Annotated in this window: 16 protein-coding genes; 4 read left to right on the forward strand and 12 right to left on the reverse strand. The window is 42.1% G+C overall.

Annotation, left to right across the window (positions count from 1 at the left end; translation table 11 throughout):
• Nucleotides 1-8 precede the first annotated feature (8 nt).
• The 4 genes from ABXZ32_RS08955 to ABXZ32_RS08970 form a co-directional block, all read right to left on the reverse strand.
• Entirely contained in the window at nucleotides 9-2,132 is a 2,124-nt protein-coding gene (locus ABXZ32_RS08955) for a Tex family protein (RefSeq protein WP_354618337.1), read from the reverse strand.
• A 103-nt stretch (nucleotides 2,133-2,235) separates the two neighbouring features.
• On the reverse strand, nucleotides 2,236-4,305 hold the full coding sequence (metG, locus tag ABXZ32_RS08960; protein ID WP_354618338.1) for a methionine--tRNA ligase: 2,070 nt from the start codon (nucleotides 4,303-4,305) through the stop codon (nucleotides 2,236-2,238).
• A gap of 143 nt (nucleotides 4,306-4,448) precedes the next feature.
• Nucleotides 4,449-6,140 (reverse strand): DUF1501 domain-containing protein, encoded by a 1,692-nt coding sequence (locus ABXZ32_RS08965; RefSeq protein ID WP_354618339.1) that lies wholly within the window; start codon nucleotides 6,138-6,140, stop codon nucleotides 4,449-4,451.
• An 11-nt stretch (nucleotides 6,141-6,151) separates the two neighbouring features.
• The gene (locus ABXZ32_RS08970) at nucleotides 6,152-7,690 is read right to left on the reverse strand and encodes a DUF1800 domain-containing protein (RefSeq protein ID WP_354618340.1); all 1,539 of its coding nucleotides are present in this window, start codon (nucleotides 7,688-7,690) and stop codon (nucleotides 6,152-6,154) included.
• Between the two features lie 165 nt (nucleotides 7,691-7,855).
• Here ABXZ32_RS08970 and ABXZ32_RS08975 point away from each other — a divergent pair, with 165 nt between their 5' ends.
• Both ABXZ32_RS08975 and ABXZ32_RS08980 read left to right on the forward strand, forming a co-directional pair.
• Nucleotides 7,856-8,215 (forward strand): YraN family protein, encoded by a 360-nt coding sequence (locus tag ABXZ32_RS08975; protein ID WP_354618341.1) that lies wholly within the window; start codon nucleotides 7,856-7,858, stop codon nucleotides 8,213-8,215.
• Between the two features lie 259 nt (nucleotides 8,216-8,474).
• Complete coding sequence (locus tag ABXZ32_RS08980; RefSeq protein ID WP_062056350.1) at nucleotides 8,475-9,134, forward strand: aspartate kinase; 660 nt, start codon at nucleotides 8,475-8,477, stop codon at nucleotides 9,132-9,134.
• Nucleotides 9,135-9,140: 6 nt separating this feature from the next.
• Here the strand turns inward: ABXZ32_RS08980 and ABXZ32_RS08985 are convergent, their stop codons facing one another.
• From ABXZ32_RS08985 to ABXZ32_RS09015, 7 genes are all read right to left on the reverse strand, one after another.
• Nucleotides 9,141-10,478 carry a TlpA family protein disulfide reductase gene (locus ABXZ32_RS08985; protein WP_354618342.1) on the reverse strand — a complete coding sequence of 446 codons (1,338 nt, stop codon included), beginning with the start codon at nucleotides 10,476-10,478 and terminating at the stop codon, nucleotides 9,141-9,143.
• A 64-nt stretch (nucleotides 10,479-10,542) separates the two neighbouring features.
• Nucleotides 10,543-13,920: a transcription-repair coupling factor gene (mfd, locus tag ABXZ32_RS08990; RefSeq protein ID WP_354618343.1), complete on the reverse strand. Its 3,378-nt coding sequence runs from the start codon at nucleotides 13,918-13,920 to the stop codon at nucleotides 10,543-10,545.
• Nucleotides 13,921-13,977: 57 nt separating this feature from the next.
• Nucleotides 13,978-15,129 (reverse strand): aminotransferase class V-fold PLP-dependent enzyme, encoded by a 1,152-nt coding sequence (locus tag ABXZ32_RS08995; RefSeq protein ID WP_354618344.1) that lies wholly within the window; start codon nucleotides 15,127-15,129, stop codon nucleotides 13,978-13,980.
• A gap of 2 nt (nucleotides 15,130-15,131) precedes the next feature.
• On the reverse strand, nucleotides 15,132-15,773 hold the full coding sequence (gene pdeM / locus ABXZ32_RS09000) for a ligase-associated DNA damage response endonuclease PdeM (RefSeq protein WP_354618494.1): 642 nt from the start codon (nucleotides 15,771-15,773) through the stop codon (nucleotides 15,132-15,134).
• A 194-nt stretch (nucleotides 15,774-15,967) separates the two neighbouring features.
• Nucleotides 15,968-18,433: a ligase-associated DNA damage response DEXH box helicase gene (locus ABXZ32_RS09005; RefSeq protein ID WP_354618345.1), complete on the reverse strand. Its 2,466-nt coding sequence runs from the start codon at nucleotides 18,431-18,433 to the stop codon at nucleotides 15,968-15,970.
• The gene (locus ABXZ32_RS09010) at nucleotides 18,426-20,051 is read right to left on the reverse strand and encodes an ATP-dependent DNA ligase (RefSeq protein WP_354618346.1); all 1,626 of its coding nucleotides are present in this window, start codon (nucleotides 20,049-20,051) and stop codon (nucleotides 18,426-18,428) included. The genes ABXZ32_RS09005 and ABXZ32_RS09010 overlap by 8 nt, the downstream gene beginning before the upstream one ends.
• A 24-nt stretch (nucleotides 20,052-20,075) precedes the next feature.
• Nucleotides 20,076-21,119, reverse strand: coding sequence for a ligase-associated DNA damage response exonuclease (locus ABXZ32_RS09015; protein ID WP_354618347.1), 1,044 nt, complete (start codon nucleotides 21,117-21,119; stop codon nucleotides 20,076-20,078).
• A gap of 179 nt (nucleotides 21,120-21,298) precedes the next feature.
• On the opposite strand from ABXZ32_RS09015, the gene ABXZ32_RS09020 reads away from it, so the two are divergent.
• Nucleotides 21,299-21,721 carry a tellurite resistance TerB family protein gene (locus tag ABXZ32_RS09020; RefSeq protein WP_354618348.1) on the forward strand — a complete coding sequence of 141 codons (423 nt, stop codon included), beginning with the start codon at nucleotides 21,299-21,301 and terminating at the stop codon, nucleotides 21,719-21,721.
• Nucleotides 21,722-21,762: 41 nt separating this feature from the next.
• On the opposite strand, the gene fbp is transcribed toward ABXZ32_RS09020, so the two are convergent.
• Complete coding sequence (fbp, locus tag ABXZ32_RS09025) at nucleotides 21,763-22,770, reverse strand: class 1 fructose-bisphosphatase (protein ID WP_354618349.1); 1,008 nt, start codon at nucleotides 22,768-22,770, stop codon at nucleotides 21,763-21,765.
• 113 nt (nucleotides 22,771-22,883) lie between these two features.
• Between fbp and ABXZ32_RS09030 the strand changes: the two genes are divergently transcribed.
• Entirely contained in the window at nucleotides 22,884-23,369 is a 486-nt protein-coding gene (locus tag ABXZ32_RS09030; RefSeq protein ID WP_354618350.1) for a GNAT family N-acetyltransferase, read from the forward strand.
• Nucleotides 23,370-23,378: the final 9 nt, after the last annotated feature.

Below are 23,378 nucleotides of genomic sequence, written 5' to 3' on the forward strand. Positions count from 1 at the left end.
TTCAAAAGTTATTTATGCAATGCCAATTGTATCCTTTTGCGGGGAACATCCACCTCCAATACCTTAACGATAACCTGTTGGTGAAGACTTACGTGTTCGTTGACATCTTTCACAAAGGTATCGGATAAGTTGGAGATATGGATAAGGCCACTTTCTTTGATCCCTACATCTACGAAGCAGCCAAAGTTGGTAATATTATTCACGATTCCCGGTAATAACTGTCCTTCCCTTAAATCGGTTATGGTTTTTATATTTTGGTTGAAGGTAAATACCTTGGCTTTCTCACGTAGATCTAGCCCAGGCTTTTCCAGTTCTTGAATGATATCCTCAAGGGTGGGCAAGCCTATGGTGTCCGTTGTATAGGCTTTTAAGTCGATGGTCTGAAGTTCTTTTTTATTGCCGATAAGGTCTGATATGGCAACCCCTTTGTCCTTGGTCATTTGTTGTACAATGGCGTAACTCTCTGGGTGCACGGCCGAATCATCCAATGGATTTTTTGCGTTTTTGATGCGCAGGAAGGCGGCTCCCTGTTCAAAGGCCTTTTCCCCCAATCGCGGCACCTTTTTTATGGCGGCCCTACTCGGGAAGGGTCCATTTTCATTTCTATAGGCCACAATATTTTCTGCGAGTTTTGGTCCTATTCCAGATACATAGCTCAACAAGGACGTACTGGCGGTATTGATGTTTACCCCCACAAAATTCACGCAGCTTTCCACTACGGTATCCAAGGAGTTTTTAAGTTTGGCCTGGTCCACATCGTGCTGGTACTGTCCCACGCCTATTGATTTTGCATCTATCTTTACCAGTTCCGCCAAAGGATCTGCCAAGCGCCTCCCTATGGAGACTGCGCCCCTAACGGTAACATCGTAATTGGGAAATTCATCCCTGGCAATTTTGGAAGCCGAATAGATAGAAGCTCCTGCTTCACTAACCACAAAGACTTCTATGGGATTTTTAAATTGGATGCGTTTAATGAGCTGCTCCGTTTCTCTTGAGGCGGTTCCATTGCCAATGGCAATAGCCTCTATCTTATAAGCATCGGTCAAGGAGCTGATTTTTTTAATGGCCCCAGAGGTGTCATTTTGAGGGGCATGGGGGTAGATGGTCTCATTGTGCTCCAGATCCCCTTGGGCACTTAAGCAAACCACTTTGCAGCCAGTTCTAAATCCAGGGTCGATGGCCAAGATCCTCTTTTCCCCTAGGGGCGAGCCCAGCAAAAGTTGTTTTAGGTTTTTGGAGAAGACACTAATGGCAGCTTCGTCTGCTTTTTCTTTGGCCAATTTTAGGGTTTCATTGGAAAGGGAAGGCAATAGAAGTCGCTTGTAAGCATCTTGTACCGCCAATTTAATTTGTTCCGAACAGGAGTTGTTCGATTTGAGGATTCGGTCCTCTATTTTAGAGATGGCCTTGTCATCATCAATTTCAATTTTCACCCTGATAAATCCCTCGTTTTCAGCCCTGAGAATGGCCAAAAGTCGATGCGATGGACATCTGCTTAGGGATTCGCTCCAATCAAAATAATCCCGATACTTTTGTGCCTTTTCATCATCTTTCTTTGTGCCGATCACTTTGGTGGTGATCTGAGCAAATTTCTCCAGCTGATTTCTGATTTGGTTTCTAATGTCCAGTCGTTCATTGATCCACTCAGAGATTATATGTCTCGCACCTTCAAGGGCATCATCCTCGTTAGGGACCTCCTTGCCTACATATTGTGAGGCGATATACTCTATTTCTTCTGCATTTTGGGCCATAATGATTTTGGCCAACGGCTCCAAGCCATTTTTTCTTGCGGTTTCAGCCTTGGTCTTTCTACTCTTTTTAAATGGCAGGTAGATATCCTCTAAGGTAACAAGGTCATCTGTTGCCTCAATGGTTTTTTTGAGTTCAGGAGTCAACACTTCCTGCTCCTCCAAGGCTTTAAGGATGGCCTTTTTCCGTTTTTCCAACGCTTCAAACTGTGCCTTATAGGTTACAATATCCCCAATCTGCACCTCGTCCAGGTTTCCGGTACGTTCCTTTCGGTAGCGGGATATAAAAGGCACGGTACAGTCCTCATTTAAAAGGGCAACCGTGTTTTCTATACTTTTTATAGGCAGTTGGGTATATTTGGCAATATAGGGGATCAGTAGCATAAGTTTATTTTAATTGCATTAAAGCCTATGCCAGCGTAGGGACTGGTATTATATTATATCGATGACATAGTAAAGCGAACCTAAAAAATTTAAGTATTTGGTCCTAATTGATAGTCTCTCCATTGCCCACACCATCGGTGTCCGGGTTGACGAAAACTAGTTTTCCATCGGTATTTTCGGTCATCAATATCATGCCCTCACTATCCACACCTCTCAAGGCTCTTGGGGCCAGGTTTACCAAAACGGTTACTTTTTTTCCAATGATCTCCTCAGGGGTAAAGCTTTCCGCTATCCCAGAAACTATGGTACGGACATCCAAGCCAGTATCCACTTTCAACACCAATAATTTCTTGGCCTTGGGCATTTTTTCTGCCTCTATAATGGTTCCCACACGCATGTCCAATTTTGTAAAATCATCAAAGGTGATGGTATCTTTCTGTGGTGTTGCTTCCTTGTTCATCTGCTCGTTCGCTTTTTTTGTAGCTTCCAATTTGTCCAATTGCTTTTGTATGGTTTCGTCCTCTATTTTACTGAACAATAGTTCCCCTTTATTGATTTGGTGACCGCCTGGTAAAAGATGTTGTTTTGTCCCTACATCGTTCCATTCCAAATCTGTATCAATGGCCAACATATTTTTGAGCTTTGCAGCCGTAAAAGGCAAGAATGGTTCACCTAATATCGCCAAGGCAGAAGCAATCTGAAGGGCAACATACATAATGGTCTGCACTCTTTCTTCATCCTGTTTGATTACTTTCCAAGGCTCTTCATCTGCGAGGTACTTATTCCCTAGACGCGCTAGGTTCATCAGTTCCTGACTGGCTTCACGGAAACGGTAGCGTTCAATGGAACTCGAAAGGATGGATGGATATTTTTGCAGCTCGGCCAAAGTTTCCTTATCCACATCTGTAAAAGTTGATGGACTGGGAACCACGCCTTCATAATATTTATTGGTCAAAACCACTACACGGTTAATAAAGTTTCCAAATATGGCAACCAGTTCATTATTGTTTTTGGCCTGTAGATCTTTCCATGTAAAATCGTTGTCCTTGGTCTCTGGGGCATTGGCGGTAAGGGTATATCGCAATACATCCTGCATGTCTGGGAAATCTACCAGATACTCGTGCAACCAAACGGCCCAATTTTTAGAGGTGGATAATTTGTTCCCCTCCAAGTTCAAAAATTCATTGGCAGGGACATTATCCGGTAGGATGTAATCTCCGTGTGCCTTTAGCATGGATGGGAAAATGATGCAATGGAAAACTATATTGTCCTTCCCAATAAAGTGTACCATTTTGGTATCCTTGGCCTTCCAATATGGTTCCCAGTCCTTTCCTTCTCTTGCGGCCCATTCCTTTGTGGATGAAATATAGCCTATAGGGGCATCGAACCAGACATAAAGCACCTTGCCTTCGCCACCTTCAACAGGAACAGGGATACCCCAATCCAGATCTCGGGTTACGGCCCTTGGTTTCAAACCGTCATCGATCCAGGATTTGCATTGCCCATAAACATTGGGTTTCCAATCGTTTTTATGACCCTCTAAAATCCATTCCTTTAGGAAATCCTCATACCTGTCTAAAGGTAAAAACCAGTGTTTGGTTTCTTTCATGGTGGGTACTCCCCCGGAGATAGTGGATTTGGGATTGATAAGGTCTGTAGCGTTCAAGGTAGACCCACAGTTCTCACATTGGTCACCATAGGCCTCTTCATGACCACATTTTGGACAGGTTCCGGTTACAAAGCGGTCTGCCAAAAATTGCTTGGCCTCGGCATCGTACAATTGTTCGGTAACCTCTTCGATAAAATCCCCCTTTTTGTAGAGGGTCTGAAAGAATTCCGATGCGGTATCGTGATGTACTTTTGCAGATGTCCTAGAGTAATTATCAAATGAGATCCCAAAATCTTCAAAAGATTGTTTGATGATCCCATGATATTTATCGATAATTTCCTGAGGGGTCACCCCTTCTTTTTTCGCCTTCATGGAAATGGCCACTCCGTGCTCGTCACTGCCGCAAACAAAGGCTACGTCCTTTCCTGTTAAGCGTAGGTAACGGGAGTAAATATCCGCAGGTACATAAACCCCTGCCAAATGGCCGATATGGATGGGACCGTTGGTGTAGGGTAGGGCTGCGGTAATGGTATATCTAGATGGACTTTCTTGATTCTGCGACATCAAATATGAATTTGGGCACAAAAATAAAGATTTTTGTCAGGGTGCAACCTACAATGGCCCAAAAAAGAAAGGCCTCCTGCCAGCTTTTGTTACCTTGGACGGAACACTAGTTGGACAGAAGGCCTTTGTCATAAGTAGGTAGTTTATACGACCACGACGGATTTGCTCATCTTTTGGTCCTGTACTTGTATTCTATAAATGTATTTGCCGGTTGCCAAAGGAAGGGTCATACGTTCCCGAATGTTTATCTCGGTAGAGCCTTCCATCATCATCTCGTTGAATACCGTTCCCAGGTTCTGACCCAGAATATTGTACAATTGGATGTCCACATGGGCACTAAATGGCATTTCCAAATAGATATGCGGCGCCTCTTTGGTAGGATAAAAAGGTTTGTGAACAATGGCGTTCACTAACTCTGGTGTTGGTTCTCCGCCAATAGGGGTTGGAGGTGTTGGGTCCCCATCGCTATAAACGATATCCGGGAAGTCCACTCCACTACAATTAAACCCAAGGTTTACCGGGGCATAGGGGTGGTTCAATAAGTGCTGTTCCACCAAAGGAATGGGTACACAAAGCCATTCGGCCAAAACCGTGGCATAGAGGTCCCTAAAGTCCATAGTATATTCCAAATTCCCTCGCCCGTCTGGATTGTCCAGGGTAGGGTGGTCACCAACAAAGGCACTACCATTTAGTCCAGACCCAAAAAATAGGGTAGGAGCTGCCTTACCATGATCGGTTCCGTTGGAGCCATTTTCAAAGATCCTTCTTCCAAATTCTGAGAAGGTCATGCTCAATACTTTGTCATCTTGTTGGGTGAAGCCCAAATCATCATAGAAATTATCAATTGCTACAGAAAGGTTGGTCATTAACCTTTCATGGGCCAAAGGCTGGTTTCCGTGGGTATCAAATCCACCCATGGAGATCATATACACTTTGGTGCCCAGATTCCCTTTTATCAATCTGGCCAAAAGGGCCAATTGGCGGGCAAAGCCATTGTCCTGGTATTCTACCTGATTTTGTCCCCTTTCATAGGCTGCATGGATTTTACCTGAATATTCATAGGTGGTATTTGCTACTCCCCTAAGGAATTTCAGTTGGTCTCCGTACATACAGTCATTAAATAGGGTATCATCCAAGCTGTATTGCTGTCCTGTTTCCGCAATTTGCTCCAATTGATCAATGTTATTGGTGACAAAGGCGTAATTGGTCTCTTCCCCTTGGAATACCAAACTACCAAACTGACCAATTTGTATGGCTGCTGGGGATTCTGGAGGGTTGACCAGATAATCTGGATAGATATTTTCGAAATGACGGCCCATCCATCCCGTATTCAAACCACTGAAACCGGTAGTGGTCAAATCGGTATTGGCAAAGATATCCGAGCCCGTAAAATGGGAAAGACTCTGTCCTTCATATCCTACCCCGTGAACCGCCTTAAATTGTCCGTCTGCCCACATTGGCTCTAAGGATTTCATATAGGAGGGCACTCCAAATTCATCGGTAAGCTTTAATATCTTGCTTTCAGGAATGTAAATATTTGGCCTGGCATTCGCATAGGTATCGTATTGCTCAATGGGTATAACAGTACTAAGTCCATCGTTTCCACCTGATAGTCTAATAAGGATAAGAATATTGTCCGTTTCCGCCATATTAATGGCCGCGGTCAATGGGGATGGGGCAGAGGCCGTAAGGAAATTACTTCCCAACATCATAGATCCCGATCCTGCAATCCCTAAGGCCTGCATAAAGGAACGTCTACTCCAGAATTTGTGTTCATGGTCGTGACCGTCTTTACCGTTATGGTGATTTATGGGGATATGGATATTATTGCACATGGTCGTAGGTGTTATTTTAATTGGAATTCTGGTTGTCTGGCAAGGTGTTGTAACAAGAGATAAACTTGGAATGGTACTTCCGGACTCACATCCAACATCCAAAGGCCTTGGCCTCCTTCCACATAATCGGAACCATAGTATATCTCAGGAACATCATCTATAGTAAATGCTGAAAGGGCGTTGTTGAAATCTGCCTCTGTCAACAATCCTTTTGGGGTCAGTTTGTTCACGATGGCCTCTACCACAATCCTAGGATTACTTGTGCCGCTATTACCTGGGCCTACGGCGGCCATGGCAAAAGCACGGAACTGTTCGGCATTGTAGCCATAAAAGCCATCAAACATAAATTCTAGGGAGAGCCATCTCCCAATCAAGAAATTGGTGTTGATCCAGGATCTATCCCTTTGCCATCCGGCTACATCCACAGGTTCAAATAGTTCCTGGCTCAGCATTCTGGTCGTTTCAATAATTTGGCTCATAACACTATCATCGTAAAAGAAACCAGTTTCTTTTAACAAATTCAAGAACAGATCATAAGGGCTCTTGATAATGACACCGATGGCCTCATCATCAAAAAAATGCTGGCTTTTAAACAGTTGGGATAGTACAGGGGCAATCTCAAAATTATTTGAGACCATTGTTGTTGCCATTCCATCTATAATTGTTTGGGCATTTCCCGCATCATCCTTGGAGTCGGGGTGTACAAAGAATTCATAGAGCTTTCTACAAATAAATTCCGCTATTTCATTGGGCCTTTGTTGGAAGAGAATATTGATAACATCATCATATCCCCAATTTCCGGTCTGCCCTAAAATGGTCTTGCTGCCAGTATCGTGTTTGCTGGGATCAAAGGTCACTTGGGTACAACCAATCTCGCCTCTTTCCACGTATCCGGTCAAAGCCCTTGCGGTTTCAATAATATCCTGTTCAGAATAGCCATTGCCTTCCCCTAGTGAAAAAAGTTCATAGAGTTCACGAGCATAGTTCTCATTGGGTCTGTTGTTATTGTTATAAGCTCCATCCAAATAGAACAACATGGCATTGGTAAGACCTATTTCATGTATAAAAGTCTTGAAATTGCCAATTGCGTTACGTTGCAAACAGTCCGTATAATAATAAAGGAAGGAATTACAGTCATACACCTCCAGTTCCGTTACAAAATGGTTGCTCCAGAAAAAACTGAGTCGGTCCCTAAGGTTATTGTTGATCAGGCCATTGGCATAAGCCAATTTCCATTCCCCTATTTGGGAATTTCGCAGGGCACGTCGTGCATCATCATCCTCGGGATAGTTACTGTTGTTCCAATCTGCCCAGGTTGGTGCTGCCAAGGGTGCCATGTTTACGGCCTCATTGATCAAACTGTCCACTAAGGCTGTTGCAGATTGTCCTACCGCCTGATCTATAGTCTGAACAGATGCGCTAAACCCCAGCCTTCTGTACAAATGCGCAGCCTTTTGCCTGTCCAAGGGCGCAGTATAGGTAGCTAGACTGGAGGTATTACAATTAATAAAGAATTCCATGGTGTTTGGTGCGTTGGTTTCTAGGTTCATAGTTTTGGGGATACTAATAAACGTGTAAATGCTATTGTATAGTATTAGTAATCAGCTAAATTCGTTGAATCAGCATTTAAATTACGTGCATAAAAATTATTTAGACGGTGAAGTACCTGTATTTTCGACCAACTGCACATAAATTTAGCATATATAGAATTTATTATGGGGAAACATAACGAATTTGGAAAGGTAGGCGAGCAAATTGCAACGGATTATTTGATAGCACAAGGCTATACCATTAAATACCGCAATTACAGATACTTAAAAGCAGAAATAGATATTGTTGCTTTAAAAGGGAATGATTTGGCAATCATTGAGGTAAAATCCAGAAGCACCAATTTTATAGCGAATATAGCGGAAACGGTAAGTACGAAAAAAAAGCAGTTGTTGGTTATGGCCGCCGACCACTATGTGATAGAAAATGATTTGGATGTTTCTGTGCGTTTCGACATCATTACCATTTTTAAACAACAAGGTAAATTTAAGTTGGAGCATCTTGAGGATGCTTTTTATCATTTTTAATCTATTCTTTACAAGGTGTTTAATTCGGTTAATTACCTTACTAATTGATGGTTGCTTTTAATTGTTGATTTTCCTTCTATCTGATAATCATTTAAGTTTAAGAATTTCACAATTATTGATGCCTTATTTTGCGCATTGTTTTGTGGGCATACGATTTCGACTGTAATTTATTCAAAACGACGACTTTAAGCGTAAACAGAATTGTTTTATTTATAACAAATTGTTATATTTGCAGAGACAACCAAACTAATGCAATAAAATGAAAACAATTTCATCCGTCGTAGAGGAGTATATCAAAAAGAAGCCTTTCCTTCAAAGTGCCCTCGCCCAAGGAATTATCAACCTCACCTCCCTTTCTAGGCTTGTTAGGCCGGAAATAGAAGAAGAATTGGGAAAGGATATAAGGAACGGTGCTATTGTTATGGCCTTAAAAAGGCTTTCTGATGATTTGGAATTTAGGGCAACCCATAAAATAATCAAGGTACTTAAGAATATTGGGGAAATCACCGTGCGTTCTTCCCTGACCGATTTTACCTTTTTGGTTTCAGAATCAATTCTCGACAACCAGACCCAATTAATAAAGGAAGTCAATAAGAATAAGGATGTTTTTTATACTTCTTCCAGGGGTGTCAATGAAATGAATATTGTGGTCAGTAACTTGTTGGACGACACCGTACAGGAGTTGTTCAAAAATGAGAAATGTACCCAAAAGGCCACCAATCTTTCCTCCATTACCGTTAAATTGCCAGCGGAGAACGTATCCGTACCTGGTATCTATTACTTTATTTTCCAGCGCTTGGCCTGGGAAGGGATCGTATTGTTCGAGGTCATTTCCACCACCAATGAATTTACCATTATTGTAAATGATGAGCAGGTAGACACGGCGTTTAAGACGATTAAGGATTTAAAGGCTCTTTAGAAGCATTCAATCAGCTCCTATTTTTTTTAAAAAGGATAGTAATTCGTCCAAATCAGAAGGTTTGGCCACTATTCTTTTTTGGGCGTCCAACACATAATAGGTAGGGGTTTGGTGCACATCATATAGGAAAACATATTCGTTTTCCCATTTTCTCAGTCCAAGGACATGGGTAAAGCCGGTCAATTTTGCAGATTCGGCCTTCCATGATATGTCGTCATCCTCCAAGCCTAAGGCCAACACTTGTACTTTTTTAGAATCCTTTAGTTCCTCATATAACTCAGGGACCTCTTTTAAGCAATGGGAACAGGTACTGCTCCAAAAAAGAACTACATAGTTCTGCGCTCCGGATAGGTCGCTCAGTTTTCTGTCATTCCCTTTGTCTTTCCAACTAATTTCTGGTGCCGTGGCTCCTATTCTCAGTCGATTGTCGAGCTCAATTTTATCTGTTATGTCCCGTATTTCTTTTTGCGCATTGGTTTTGGATAAAGGAAGCAGATAGTTGTTGTAGATAAGATCAGAACTAGTACCCATTTTTAATTTGGTGGTCTCCAACCATAATTTTTCAAAAAGTCTTGCTTTAAATAAGGCATCCACACCCATTATATTGCTACTCAAAACTTTAAGATTTTCCTGTACTTCTTGCTCCGGCACATGTCCTGTTGAATTTGATGATGCTGATGAAAAAACATAGGTTGCTGCCTTGTCCATTAAAAACCCTGAACTTTGCAGGATTGGATTATTAAAATCCAGGACATCAAAAAAGTGCTCCTTTTTGGACAGGTTGTATTGTTCATGGGACTCTTGTTGTAATGGGATATATGGTCTATTGGCTTTGATGAAGTTGTGGGCGATCATCCCTTCGGATTTAGTTTCAAAGGAATTTTGTGTTTGTTTTAAATCATTCACGATCGCATTAAATTTTGCCTTTTCTTTTTGTCCGTTGGCATAATAATCCGCCAATTTTTTTTCTGTCGCATTTATCTCTTTAAGATAGGCCAGATAGGTACCATTTTCTTCGGACGATGTGAAGGAAACTCCATTGGAGGTATTAAATGCAAGTTGGATATCTTCCTTCCCGTTATAGATTACATCAAAATAAAACTCATCGGTAGGTATGGCATAGACCATTCTATACAAACCCGCTTCGGCAGTTTTTGGCATTACCAATTCCAAATTTCCATTTTTTACGGGACCTGCTGTCACATATTCTTGGCTGCTTGGTTTTAATTGATAGGCCATTACCCATTTAAAATCCGCTGAAGGTGAAAATGGACCGGAAATGGTATGTTGGGCACATAGGCTTGTGCTTAGGATTAAAAAGAAAAATAGAAGTGATTTATACATATATCATAGTATTCAAAAACTGTTCCAAGAAATAGGTGTTGCAAATCAACATTCTTCAGTGATTCTAGGAAACAGGTTCGGGTGTTTTTGCAAAAGGTTGAAATGCTTTTAATGCTTTGTCCAATGACTTTATATTTTCAAAAACCAACAATAAACGAAGGCCACCACGGGTCTGTTTTTCCTTTATTTTGCACAAGTGGGCATGTGTCTGCACAAATTGAAGCACTTTGGTAAAGGAGGTGCTTTGGTAAAAGGCCGACTGTTGGTCCGAAATAAAATACCCGATCATCTTGCCCTGCTTTAGGACCACTTTTTCAAGACCTATGCTATTGGCAATCCATTTGATACGTACGGAGTTCAAAAGATCTTCGGCCTGTGTGGGCAATTCCCCAAAACGGTCCACAAGTTCGGTTTCGAATTTTTGGAGTCCAGCTTCATCTTTTATTTCGTTCAACTCCGTATAAAGATTCAATCGTTCGGTTACATTGTTGATATAGTCGTCAGGAAAAAGAAGCTCAAAATCGGCATCTATCTGGGTGTCCTTTACATAGACTTTCTCTCTTGCGCTTCCACCGATTTCTTCATACAAGTCTTTAAACTCGTTTTCTTTCAGTTCCTCAATGGCCTCGTTCAGGATTTTTTGGTAGGCATCAAATCCTATATCATTGATAAATCCACTTTGTTCCCCACCCAAAAGGTCTCCGGCACCCCTGATCTCCAGATCCTTCATGGCTATGTTAAAACCACTGCCCAGATCGGTGAATTGTTCCAGTGCCTGGATACGCTTACGGGCATCATTGGTCATCACATCATAAGGAGGGGTAATGAAATAACAAAAGGCTTTTTTATTGCTTCGGCCCACGCGTCCCCGCATTTGATGCAGGTCGCTCAAACCAAAATTATTGGCGTTATTGATAAAAATGGTATTGGCATTGGAAACATCCAACCCACTTTCTACAATGGTTGTGGAAACAAGGACATCAAATTCATTGTTCATAAAGGCCAGCATAAGTGTTTCCAACTTTTTACCGTCCAATTGCCCATGGCCAATTCCAATTTTGGCGTCTGGGACCAGACGTTGAATCATACCCGCTACTTCCTTAATGTTCTCTATCCGGTTATGAATGAAAAATACTTGTCCGCCTCGTTGTATCTCATAACTGATGGCATCCCTTATCGTTTCTTCGTTAAAGCGGATGACCTCACTTTCTATTGGATATCTGTTAGGTGGAGCCGTATTAATGACCGAGAGATCCCTGGCGGCCATCAAACTGAACTGTAGGGTCCTTGGGATTGGTGTGGCTGTAAGGGTGAGCACATCCACATTTTCCTTGATGGACTTAAGCTTGTCCTTTACGGCAACCCCAAATTTTTGCTCTTCATCCACTATCAAGAGGCCCAGATCTTTAAACTGTACCTTTTTGTTCACCAATTGGTGGGTGCCTATGATAATATCCACTTTTCCTTCCCCTAAGCGTTCCAGGGTGTCTTTCTTTTCTTTTGCCGTTCGGAACCTGTTCAGATATTCTACGGTAACGGGCATGTCTTTTAATCGCTCATTAAAGGTCTTAAAATGTTGAAATGCCAGAATGGTGGTAGGAACCAGGACAGCGACCTGTTTGCCATTGTCTACTGCCTTAAAGGCGGCACGTATGGCCACTTCCGTTTTACCAAAGCCTACATCTCCACATACCAAGCGATCCATTGGACGTTCGCTTTCCATATCTCTTTTGATATCCTCGGTAGATTTGCTCTGATCAGGGGTGTCCTCGTAAATAAACGAGGCTTCCAATTCATGTTGCAGGTAACTGTCCGGGGCATATTGAAACCCTTTTTCCAGCCTTCGCTTCGCATAAATTTTAATAAGGTTAAAGGCGATTTGTTTTACGCGTGATTTTGCTTTTTCCTTTACCTTCTTCCAGGCCCCAGATCCCAATTTGTAAATTTTGGGTTCCTTGCCGTCTTTCCCATTGAACTTGGAAATTTTATGAAGGGAATGGATGCTCACATATAGGATATCCCGCTCTCCGTAGACCAGTTTTATGGCCTCTTGCTTTTTACCTTCAACATCAATTTTCTGTAGGCCTCCGAATTTCCCAATACCATGGTCAATATGGGTTACATAATCCCCAATTTCCAATTTGTTGAGGTCCTTAAGGGTAATAGCCTGTTTCTTGGCATAGCCATTCTTAAGGTGGAACTTTAGATATCTTTCAAAGATTTGGTGGTCCGTATAGACCACTATTTTTAAATCATCATCTATAAAGCCTTGGTACAACGGGAATACTATGGTCTGGTAGTGCACCTGTTTTCCTACTTCATCAAATATGTCGTGGAAGCGCTTGGCCTGTTGATCTGTGGCACAAAAGATATAATTGTTATATCCTTTGTCATTATTATCGTTGAGGTTTTCAATCAACAGATCAAATTTCTTGTTGAAAGAAGGTTGTGGTTTGGTATTAAATATGATTACTTCAGGTGGACTTGACCTCAGTTGCTTGTTAAATTGGGTGCCAACCTCAATTAAACTGTAATCGTCCAATTGTTCTTTTAGAAAGGAGGAGCTTACAAATAATTCCTTTGGTTCCCCATGCTTGATATCTTCCGAAAGGGTTTTAAAAGCTTCCTCCGCTTTGGCAAAAAGGGAGTCCATACGGTCGAATAGCAGGTCCAAGTTTTTGGCAAAGACCACCGTATTGGAGGATATATATTTTAGGAAACTTTCCCTGGACTCGTCAAGAAACTTGTTTTCTACATTGGGGATGATGGTAATTTTTTTAACCTTCAGCGTGGACAACTGTGTCTCCACATCAAAGGTCCTAATACTGTCTACCTCATCACCAAAAAATTCTATACGGTAGGGCTCGTCATGGGAAAAGGAAAAGACATCCACAATACCACCCCTTACCGAAAATTCCCCAGGTTCGGTTACAAAATCGACCCTTTTGAACTTGTATTCAAAGAGTACTTCGTTCAGGAAATCCAACGATAGGGTGTCCTCTAATTTTATCTTTAGGGTATTCTTGTCCAGCTCCTTTCGAGTGACCACCTTTTCAAATAGGGCGTCAGGATAAGTGACAATTATAGCTGGTTTTTTTCTGGAGTTGATACGGTTGAGCACTTCAGCACGCAACAACACATTGGCATTGTCAGTTTCCTCTATTTGATAGGGTCTTCTATAGCTTCCAGGATAAAACAGCACATCCGATTCTCCTACCAGTTGCTCGAGGTCATTGAGATGGTAAGCAGCTTCTTCCTTATCGTTTAAGATCAATAGAAAGGGAGCTCCGGCATCTTGGAACGCCTCTTTAACCGCAAAGGAAAGGGCAGATCCCGTAAGGCCTTTTAATCTGATATGTATTTGGGGATCGGCAATAGATTTTCGCAGTTTCTGGAGTTGCAGAGACTGTGAAAAAAGTTGAGGTACAATTTTTTTACTCAAGAGTAAAATTTTTTATGCAAATATAGGCACTCTTGCGCTATCATGAAAAGGATATGTTTAGAAGGCGTTAAAACAAGAGAGGAACTTATCAAAATCTTCTTTCTGGTTGTAAACATTGGGGGAAACCCTAATAGCTTTCCCACGATAGGATACAAAAATGTTGTGCTCTTGTAACCGTTGTTTTATGTTTTGCATTTCCATTTCCTTGGGTAGGTAAACCCCAAAAAGGTGCTGGCCCCTGAAGTCATTTTCTTCTATAAAACAATTTTGTTCACGTAATTTACCCAAAGCATCTCCTGAAATAAACTGACAATATTCCTGAATCCTTTCTGGCTGCCATTGAATCAGTTGTTCCAGGGCATTGATGAGCATGGGGACCATAATAAAATTGCTGGATTCCCCAACTGAGTACCTTCCTGCATGGGGTTGAAATTCGTCGTGATATTGTGTCAATTGGGTAAAATCTTCACAGTGCAGTTTGTTCATCCAATTATCCTCCAAGGGTTTGCCATTGTTAAAGACATCACTGTAATAGGCAACACCTAGGGAATAAGGCCCCATTAGCCATTTGTAACCCCCACAGATCAAGGCATCTGGCTGCAAATCTTTTACCGAAAAAGGTAGGGCGCCGATGCTTTGGGTGCCATCAATAATAAGGAGCGCACCCACTGTTCGCGTTTTCTCCCGAACCGATTTAAGGTCAAATTTAGTGCCGTCTGCCCAATGTACATGGGCCATGGCCACAAGCGCTGTTTTATTGGTAATGGCATTTAGGATGGCTTCATTCCAAAGTCTCCCGCGATCCTTAAACCCGCTGGGAGGCTGAATAATTTTAATATGGGCCCCATAGGTTTTTGCCAGGCGTCTCCACGTATATACATTGCTGGGAAACTCTTCGTCCACCAAAATTATCTCATCCCCGGCCTTTAACTTTATATTATTGGCAACGGTAGCTGTGCCATAGGAAACAGAAGGAATGATGGCGATGTTTTGATAGTTGGGAGCTTCAATGAGTGCTGCAAAACGCTTTTTTAGGATCACCCTTTGTGTGAAAAAATCGGCTGGACTAATGGAGTAGGGTTGGCTTTTCTTTTTGAGGTTGGCAATACCGATTTCCTCCGTGCTTTTTAATTGGGGAGACATATAGGCACCGTTTAAATAGGTGATATTGTCCTCAAGGCTGAACAAATGTTTTTGGCTGGTAAGCATCTTTAATCGTTTGCCACTAAAATAACCTCATTTTTTGTAATGGCGTACACTTCGTCTTCTTTAGTAGGTGTTAAAATATGCGTGCCTGTAAATTCTCCAAAGGCAGGAAGTATCATTTGGTTTTTCCTTTTAAAAAAACAGGGCAATTTAAGTCGTTGTCGTCCCAGTCCTTTTAGTTTTACCGCGGGATGGATATGCCCCGAGAAATTAAAAAATCCATCTCTTTCTTCTGGGTGATGGGTGAGCAAAAAAGGAGGGAGTAATATTTCCTGAATTGTTTCTATACCGATCCCTTCATATTTTAAGGGGGAGATAATGTCGTGATTACCCATCACCAAAATAATTTTTGATGTTTGTTCGCCTATCCAAGCTTCAAAGAGCTGCCATTCGCTATTTAAATGGGAATGGAAAAGATCCCCCAAAAAACAAATGGTCTTTGGCTTAAAATTCACCACAATTTCGGTGAGCAATTCAAAGTTCTTTTCGATGGCCTTTTGGGGTATGGCCGCTCCATGTTTTCTAAAGTGGGAGACCTTTCCCAAATGCACATCACTTACCAAAAGCATACCTTCTTCCTGCCAAAAAAGTGCTCCAGTGCTATGGAGTGTAATATTCTGATCCTGAATTTGAATACGTTGTGTCATGGAATCTTGGATACCTGCAAAACTACTACTAAAAGGAAAATAAACCATCTCCTTCATCCGATTTACATCGGAATTCATTCTCCTCCTTGCATAAGGAGGAGAGCCTTTTTGTTCCCGTTTTAATTAGAAGATTAATTATCCGTCCATTTATCATTTATTCCCCTTTTAAGGAGAGGTGCCCAAAGGGCGGGGGGTCATTTCTTCATCAATTTTGCCGTCATCTTCTTGATCCTGTCAGCCAGCTTTTCACTGGATAGTTTTTCCCTGAGTCGGTCTGTTATGATAGGGAAGGAGAAGGGGGTAGGTTTTTCGCAATCTTTCCAAACCACGTTCTGATCTTCTATGCGTTCCAATGCCAATCTCAAACGGCCTTCCTCCAATTGGTGCTCAAAAGTTTCCGTGAAAGCCTGCTGGAATAACAAATTGTCTGCCTCGTAATCCCTGAAAACATCAAATAGTAGTTGGGAACTACTTTGAAGGTGCTTCATTTTTATGCCCTTATCGGGATATCCTGTGAATACCATACCACTGATCACGGCTATATCCCTAAATTTTCTCCTTGCCATTTCCGTGGCGTTCAGACTTTTTTGCAAATCGTCCAAAAGGAAATCGGCACTGAAAAGATTGTTGTCCAAGACCTGCTGCATATCAATCTCTTGGTCCGAAAGCAGCTCAAATCCATAATCGTTAAAGGCTATGGAAAAGGTTACTGGTGACAAAAGACTGATGCGATAGGCCAAGAGGCTGCCCATAGCTTCATGTACAAACCGACCCTCAAAGGGATAAAAAATATGGTGGTACCCATCTCTTGTTTTGAAGGTTTCTATTAGAAATTCATCCGGTCCGGGAACCATACTTTCCAATTTTTGCCGCTCAAAAATAGTCTCCAGGGCTTTCATCTCTTTGGAAAGTTTGGCGGTTGGAATATTGGCAGCGTATAGCTCTTCCCTAAGGAGTTCTGACATCTGGGCGGAAAAACTCATTCTTCCCCCCATCCAACTAGGGACTTTATTGGTTTTTTTGGACGAATTGCGCACATGTACCTGCATGTCTTTTATGCGGATAAATTCCAGGTTTCTTCCTGCAAAGGTAAATACGTCACCTTGGGTGAGCTTGGAGATAAAAAACTCTTCTATGGAGCCTATATATCCCCCTTTTTGATACTTGACAATTAAATTGGCGTCGCCCACAATGGTTCCAATTTGAAAACGGTGCCGCATGGCAACCGCTCGGCTATTTACCTTGAATCTGCCATCCGCTTCAATCTCTACTTTTTTATATTCGTCATAGGTTTGAAGGCTCTGGCTTCCGAGTACATTAAAGTTCAACAGCCATTGCCACTGCTCTTTGGAAATGGCCTGAAAACAAAAAGTCTCACTAATTTCATTGTAGATCTCATCGGGAAAAAAACCATCAGAAACTGCCAATGTAGTGAGGTATTGCACCAAGACGTCGTAACTATTGAGATAGGGCAAACGATCTTCCACCACTTGTTCTTTTACCGCCCTTTGCAGTGCCGAAGCTTCTATGAGTTCCATGGCGTGGGTTGGTAAAAAATAGATAACACTTTCTTCCCCCGGTCTATGGCCACTGCGCCCCGCCCGTTGTAAAAATCGGGCAACCCCTTTTGGTCCCCCGATCTGGATAACCGTTTCCACAGGAGCAAAATCTACTCCAAGGTCCAGGCTGGAGGTGCATACCACGGCTTTAAGGCTTTCATTCCGGATTGCCTGCTCAACCCATAATCGGGTTTCTTTGTTTATGCTCCCGTGGTGCATGGCTATTTCACCGGCATATTCCGGATGCAGGTGTAGGATTTTTTGGAACCAAATCTCGCACTGACTTCGGGTATTGGTGAACAGCAAGGTGGTTTTACTGGCGTTGATAATTGGTATCACTTCCTCCAATAAATGCAATCCCAAATGTCCCCGCCAGGGAAACGTTTCCATTGTTTTGGGAATAATGCTTTTCACCGTGATTTTTTTGTTCAGCTTCGCTTTGATCAAAACTGAATTTCCCTGAATCTCTTCGTTAGTACCCAATAACACCTCCCTTGCTTGTTCCAAATTCCCAATGGTGGCCGAAATACCCCAAATACGTATATTTTTAGAGACCGTTCTTAATCTGGAGAGTGCAAGTTCCATTTGAACCCCTCGTTTGGTGCCCAATAGTTCGTGCCACTCATCCACAACAATGGCAGAACAATTCTTGAACATCTTGTCATAGCCCTTGGAGGCCAATAATAGTTGTAAACTTTCAGGGGTAGTAATAAGAAGGTCGGGCATATTTTTTTTCTGCTGAACCCTTTCCTTGTTGGATGTATCTCCAGAGCGAATGCCAACAGTAAAATTTGTGCCCAGGTCCTTGGATACCCGTTCCGCTGATTGGAGGATCTCTTGGGATAATGCCCTGAGCGGTGTTATCCAAATAGCTTTAAGGCCTTTTTTGTGTTGGGTCTGGTAGTCGGGATTGTTTTTAATGTAATTGAGGACAATGGGGAACCAAAGGGCATAGGTTTTTCCACTGCCTGTGGGAGCATTGAGGAGGCCATGTTTGCCTTGTAAAAAAGCTCTCCAAGTATCCTTTTGGAATTTAAAAGGAGTCCAGCCTTGTTGTGAAAACCATTCCTCGGCTATGTTGTAAAGCTGCTCTCTAGTCATTGTTGCTTATTGGACCTGGAATTAATGCCTTTAAATCTACGAGGGTATTGGCCTCTTCTATTTTTTTGTCTTTTCGCCATCTTAAAATACGGGGAAATCTCGTTGCCACTCCACTTTTGTGTCTTTTGGAAATGGCAATTCCCTCAAAGGCTATCTCAAAAACCTGATGGGGGGTAACGCTACGAACAGGTCCAAAGCGTTCCAGGGTATTTTTTTTTATCCATGCGTCTATCTTTCTGAATTCGGCATCTGTAAGTCCGGAGTATGCCTTTGCAAAAGTGACCAGTTCCTTTTCGCCTTGTTCATTTTGATCCCAAAGGGCAAAGGTATAATCAGTAAAGAGGTTGCTTCGTCTACCATGGCCTCGCATGGCGTAGGTCAGCACGGCATCAATGGTCAGCGGGTCTACTTTCCACTTCCACCAATCGCCCTTTTTTCTCCCAACTAGGTAAGGGGAGTCTTTTCGTTTGAGCATTAAACCCTCACTTTTAACCTCCCTGGAACGTTCCCTTTCCTGTGCTATCTCATCCCAATGGGAGAATTCCATCGTCTCAGATAATTGGAGGGGTAGGTCTGTGTTTTCCGCTAGGGGCTGCACCATAGCCTCTAAAATTCTTCTCCTTTCCGAAAAGGGTAATTTTCTAATATCCTTTCCTTCCCATTCCAAAATATCATACACTTTTAGAATGACGGGTGTTTTTTTGAGCAATGCCTTGGAAATGGTCTTTCTGCCTATCCTGGTCTGAAGATCGTTAAAAGTCCCGATATCCCCATTTGGGAAAGGAAGGATTTCACCATCCAAGACGGTTCCATTGGGAATTTCCCCAATATAGGAATGGAACTCAGGATATTTGTCGGTTACCAATTCTTCACCGCGGCTCCAAACAAATAGTTCATCATTTCTAACAATGACCTGTGATCGGATGCCATCCCATTTATGCTCTACAAGCCAGTTCTCTACCTCACCTAAATTATCGGGGGTATCCTCTAGGGCATAGGCCAGGTAGAAGGGGAAGGGTTTGGAGAGGTAATCGCTTTTGTTTTCTTCCAAAACTAATTTTTGGAAGGAGATGATATTGGGGTCCCAGTTCCCCATTAATTTGTAAGCCAAAATATCCTCGTCCAATTCCGTGGCCTTTGCAAGTGCCTTGGTCATTAATTTCTGACTGACCCCAATTCGAAATCCGCCAGTGATCAATTTGGTAAAAACAAAACGTTCATAATAGTCCATCGTCTTCCAATTTTGAAAGAGGTAGGCCTTCTTTTCCGATTCTGATTTTGCTTTTAGCGCTAACATTTCCTCAAGGAACTGGGTTAGGCTTTTATCGGTTTGGATGGAGGCGGAAGGGATGACCAAAGCAATGGTTTCGGCCAGATCTCCCACAATATGATAGCTTTCCTCGAAGAGCCACAACGGGATATTGGAAAGCTCAGAGGCCCATTGACGGAGTAAGGTAGTGTTCACTGGCCTAGGTGGCCTGCGATGGGATAGGATAGCAATGGTCCATACCTTATCCCTGTCATCTGCTTGTTCAAAATAGGCTGTCAAGGCTGCCACTTTTAGGGTGGTCTTGTTGGTACTGTCCAGTGTTTTTATAAGTTGGGCGAATTTTTTCATGTGCTAAAGACCTGTCTGAGGTTGTTATCTTTCCGTGAGTAGTTTCAGGTTTCCTTCTTCTGTCTCTTGTGAATTAAGCTCTGACAATTCCCCTTCATATTGGGTTTGTTCTGTACGCGCATCATACCCCAACTCTCTTAAATATCTAGCAAATAAATCTGTATAGCCATGGGTGCATATGATTTTTTCAGCCCCGGTGGACTTTATGCTATCCAATAATTGCTGAAAATCGCAATGATCACTTAGCACAAAACCCCTATCCATGGTCCTTCTTCTTCGCGCCCCTCTAAATGCCATCCAGCCACTTGCAGAGCCAGTGACAAAAGGCACCATTTTTCTGATCCATGGGCTTCCATGCGCGCTAGGTGGGGCCAAAACCATATTTCCGGACAGCTCGTCTTTTTTGGTGTCCTTGGTTATAAGAGTAGTGGGAGGGAAATGGACCAATGGCCTTAGAACCTCAGTCATGTTTTCTATTGCGCCGTGTGTATAGATCTTGCCTATATCCGTATCTAAATATTTTAAGAGTCGTTGTGCCTTTCCAAGACTGTACCCAAAAAGTACTGAGGTTTTTCCGTCGTCCCTATTTGATGCCCACCAATTGTTGATGTCCTTGAATACTTCTTGCTGAGGTGTCCATTTAAAAGCAGGAAGTCCAAATGTGCATTCGGTAATGAAAGTATGGCATTTTACCACTTCATATGGAGTGGAGATCCCGTCATCCTCAGTTTTATAGTCACCAGTAAAGACCCAAACTTCCCCTTGGTGTTCTACCCGAATTTGTGAAGACCCGATGATATGCCCTGCGGGATGTAGGCTAAATTTGACATTATTGATTAGGAAGGTTTCTCCCCACTCTTTTCCGGTAACGGTAATATCCCCCAGCCGGTGCTTAATGATAGGGACATTATGGTGGTGTGTAATGTATTTTTTGTGGCCGTACCTACTGTGATCTGCATGTCCATGAGAAATAATGGCACGGTCCACAGGCTTCCAAGGATCAAGGTATACCTTGGCGGCACTGCAATAGATACCCTTACCCGTAAATTGTAGAAGAGGTTTATTCATAGCAACGGAAAGTTACGAATTTCTTTTGTTTCTTCTTCTCGTTTTTGGGCAAGTGGTTCCCAAGTTACACAAGTGGGTTGAAAAGGGATTTTAACTGGGATTTGTTAAAATAATTGTGCCATTTTTAAACCGATGATTTTTAAAAAATATATCTTTGTTCTTACCAAAATAAGTAAAGTATGTCTTTTGTAGATTTATATGATAATAGCGAGCACAGGAAGAATCTAGCTCATTTTGCCGCAATTGCCTCATTGGCAGCGGTAGATGGGGAGATTAACCCAGAAGAAATAGAGCTATTGAACCGTTTTGCCCAAAAATTGGATGTAACCGAGTTGGAATATAAGGAGGTCATGAATAAGCCTACCATATATCCTATTGACCCTCCCACCTCTTCCGAAAGGCGTTTGGAGCGATTGTTTGACCTTTTTAGGATGATTTTTGTGGATCATATGATCGATGAAGATGAACTTGCCTTAATCAAAAAATATGCCATCGGTCTTGGGTTTAACACCGAAACCGCCAACAAAATAATTGTGAGATCAATTGATATCTTCCAAGGTAAAATATCATATGAAGACTATGTTTATCTACTTAAAAAGTAGAACAGGAAGTATAATATAAAAGGGGGCAAATGCCCCCTTTTTTATGGTTTTAATGCCATAAACTCTTCTGCTTTCTCTACCATTTTACGGCTTCCACAGAAAAACGGCACCCGTTCGTGTAATTCTGAGGGTTCAATTTCCATAATCCGCCTATACCCATCACTGGCCTTACCGTTGGCCTGCTCTGCCAGATAGGCCATGGGGTTGCATTCGTAGAGCAAACGCAATTTTCCATTTTGTGCCACGCTGCTTTTCGGATACATATAAATTCCACCTTTGATCATGTTTCTATGAAAATCCGATACAAGGGAACCAATATATCTGGAAGTATAAGGCCGGTCATCCTCCTCTTTTTGACAATATTTGATGTAATCTTTTACCCCTTGTGGAAAATGGATGTAGTTTCCTTCATTAACGGAATAGATCTTCCCGGTTTCAGGAAACTCCATGTTGGGGTGCGACAAATAAAAGGTCCCAATAGCGGGGTTTAGCGTAAATCCGTTTACGCCATTACCCGTTGTATATACGAGCATAGTGGATGTTCCGTAAACAATGTACCCTGCCGCTACCTGGTTTTTTCCAGGTTGTAAAAAATCTTCTATCGTTACAGGAGTCCCCACTGGTGTAATCCTACGATAGATAGAAAAAATTGTTCCCACCGATACGTTCACATCTATATTTGAAGAACCGTCCAAGGGATCTATAAGAACTACATATTTATTTTGATTCTGTTTGTCATTGCTATTGACGCTGATAAAGTCGTCCTCTTCCTCAGAGGCTATTCCACAAACAATCTCCCTATTTTTTAGGGCCTGAATAAACTTTTCATTGGCTAAGACGTCCAATTTTTGTTGATTCTCACCTTGGATATTGGTGTCACCTGCTGCTCCTAAAATATCTACTAAACCGGCTTTGTTCACCTCATGGTTTACCACTTTGGCGGCAAGTCGTATAGCATTAATAAGCTTGGAAAGTTCTCCAGATGAATACTGAAAGGCCGTTTGGTGCTCTATAATAAACTCCCCAAGAGTCTTATTCTTTTTGTCCATGTAAAAAGGTTGTGTTATTTGGGTACAAATATCGAACATTTTGTGAAACTACAACGATTTCGCCAAGGTTTAGTTTTTTAAATTTATAACTTTGTGTTTTATTTGTAACAATTATGGGAGACTTCAAAATAAGGAATGCGAAAGCAGATGATATGGGTAGGGTTTTGCAACTTATTAATGAGTTGGCGAAATTCGAAAAAGAGGACAATGCCGTAGAGGTAACAGTGGAAGATTTGATCAGGGATGGTTTTGGTGAGAAAAAGCTGTTCCATTGTTTTGTAGCAGAATCCAATGGGAAGATTGAGGGAATGGCTTTGGTTTATCCGAGGTATTCTACTTGGAAGGGCCCAACCGTACATTTAGAGGATCTTATTGTGACCGAGAAAATGAGGGGTAGTGGTCTTGGTACTGCTCTTTTGAACGAGGTTGTTGCTTACGGTCATCAGTTAGGTGTAAAACGTATCAACTGGGAGGTTCTGGATTGGAATGAGCCTGCCATTAATTTTTACGAAGCCAAAGGGGCAGATGTGAAGCGAGATTGGGATGTGGTACATTTGGATGAGCAGGGAATACGGAATTATATAAATAATATAAAATAGGTCAGTAAC

The sequence above is a fragment of the Sediminicola luteus genome (assembly GCF_040566555.1).
Classification (GTDB): domain Bacteria; phylum Bacteroidota; class Bacteroidia; order Flavobacteriales; family Flavobacteriaceae; genus Sediminicola.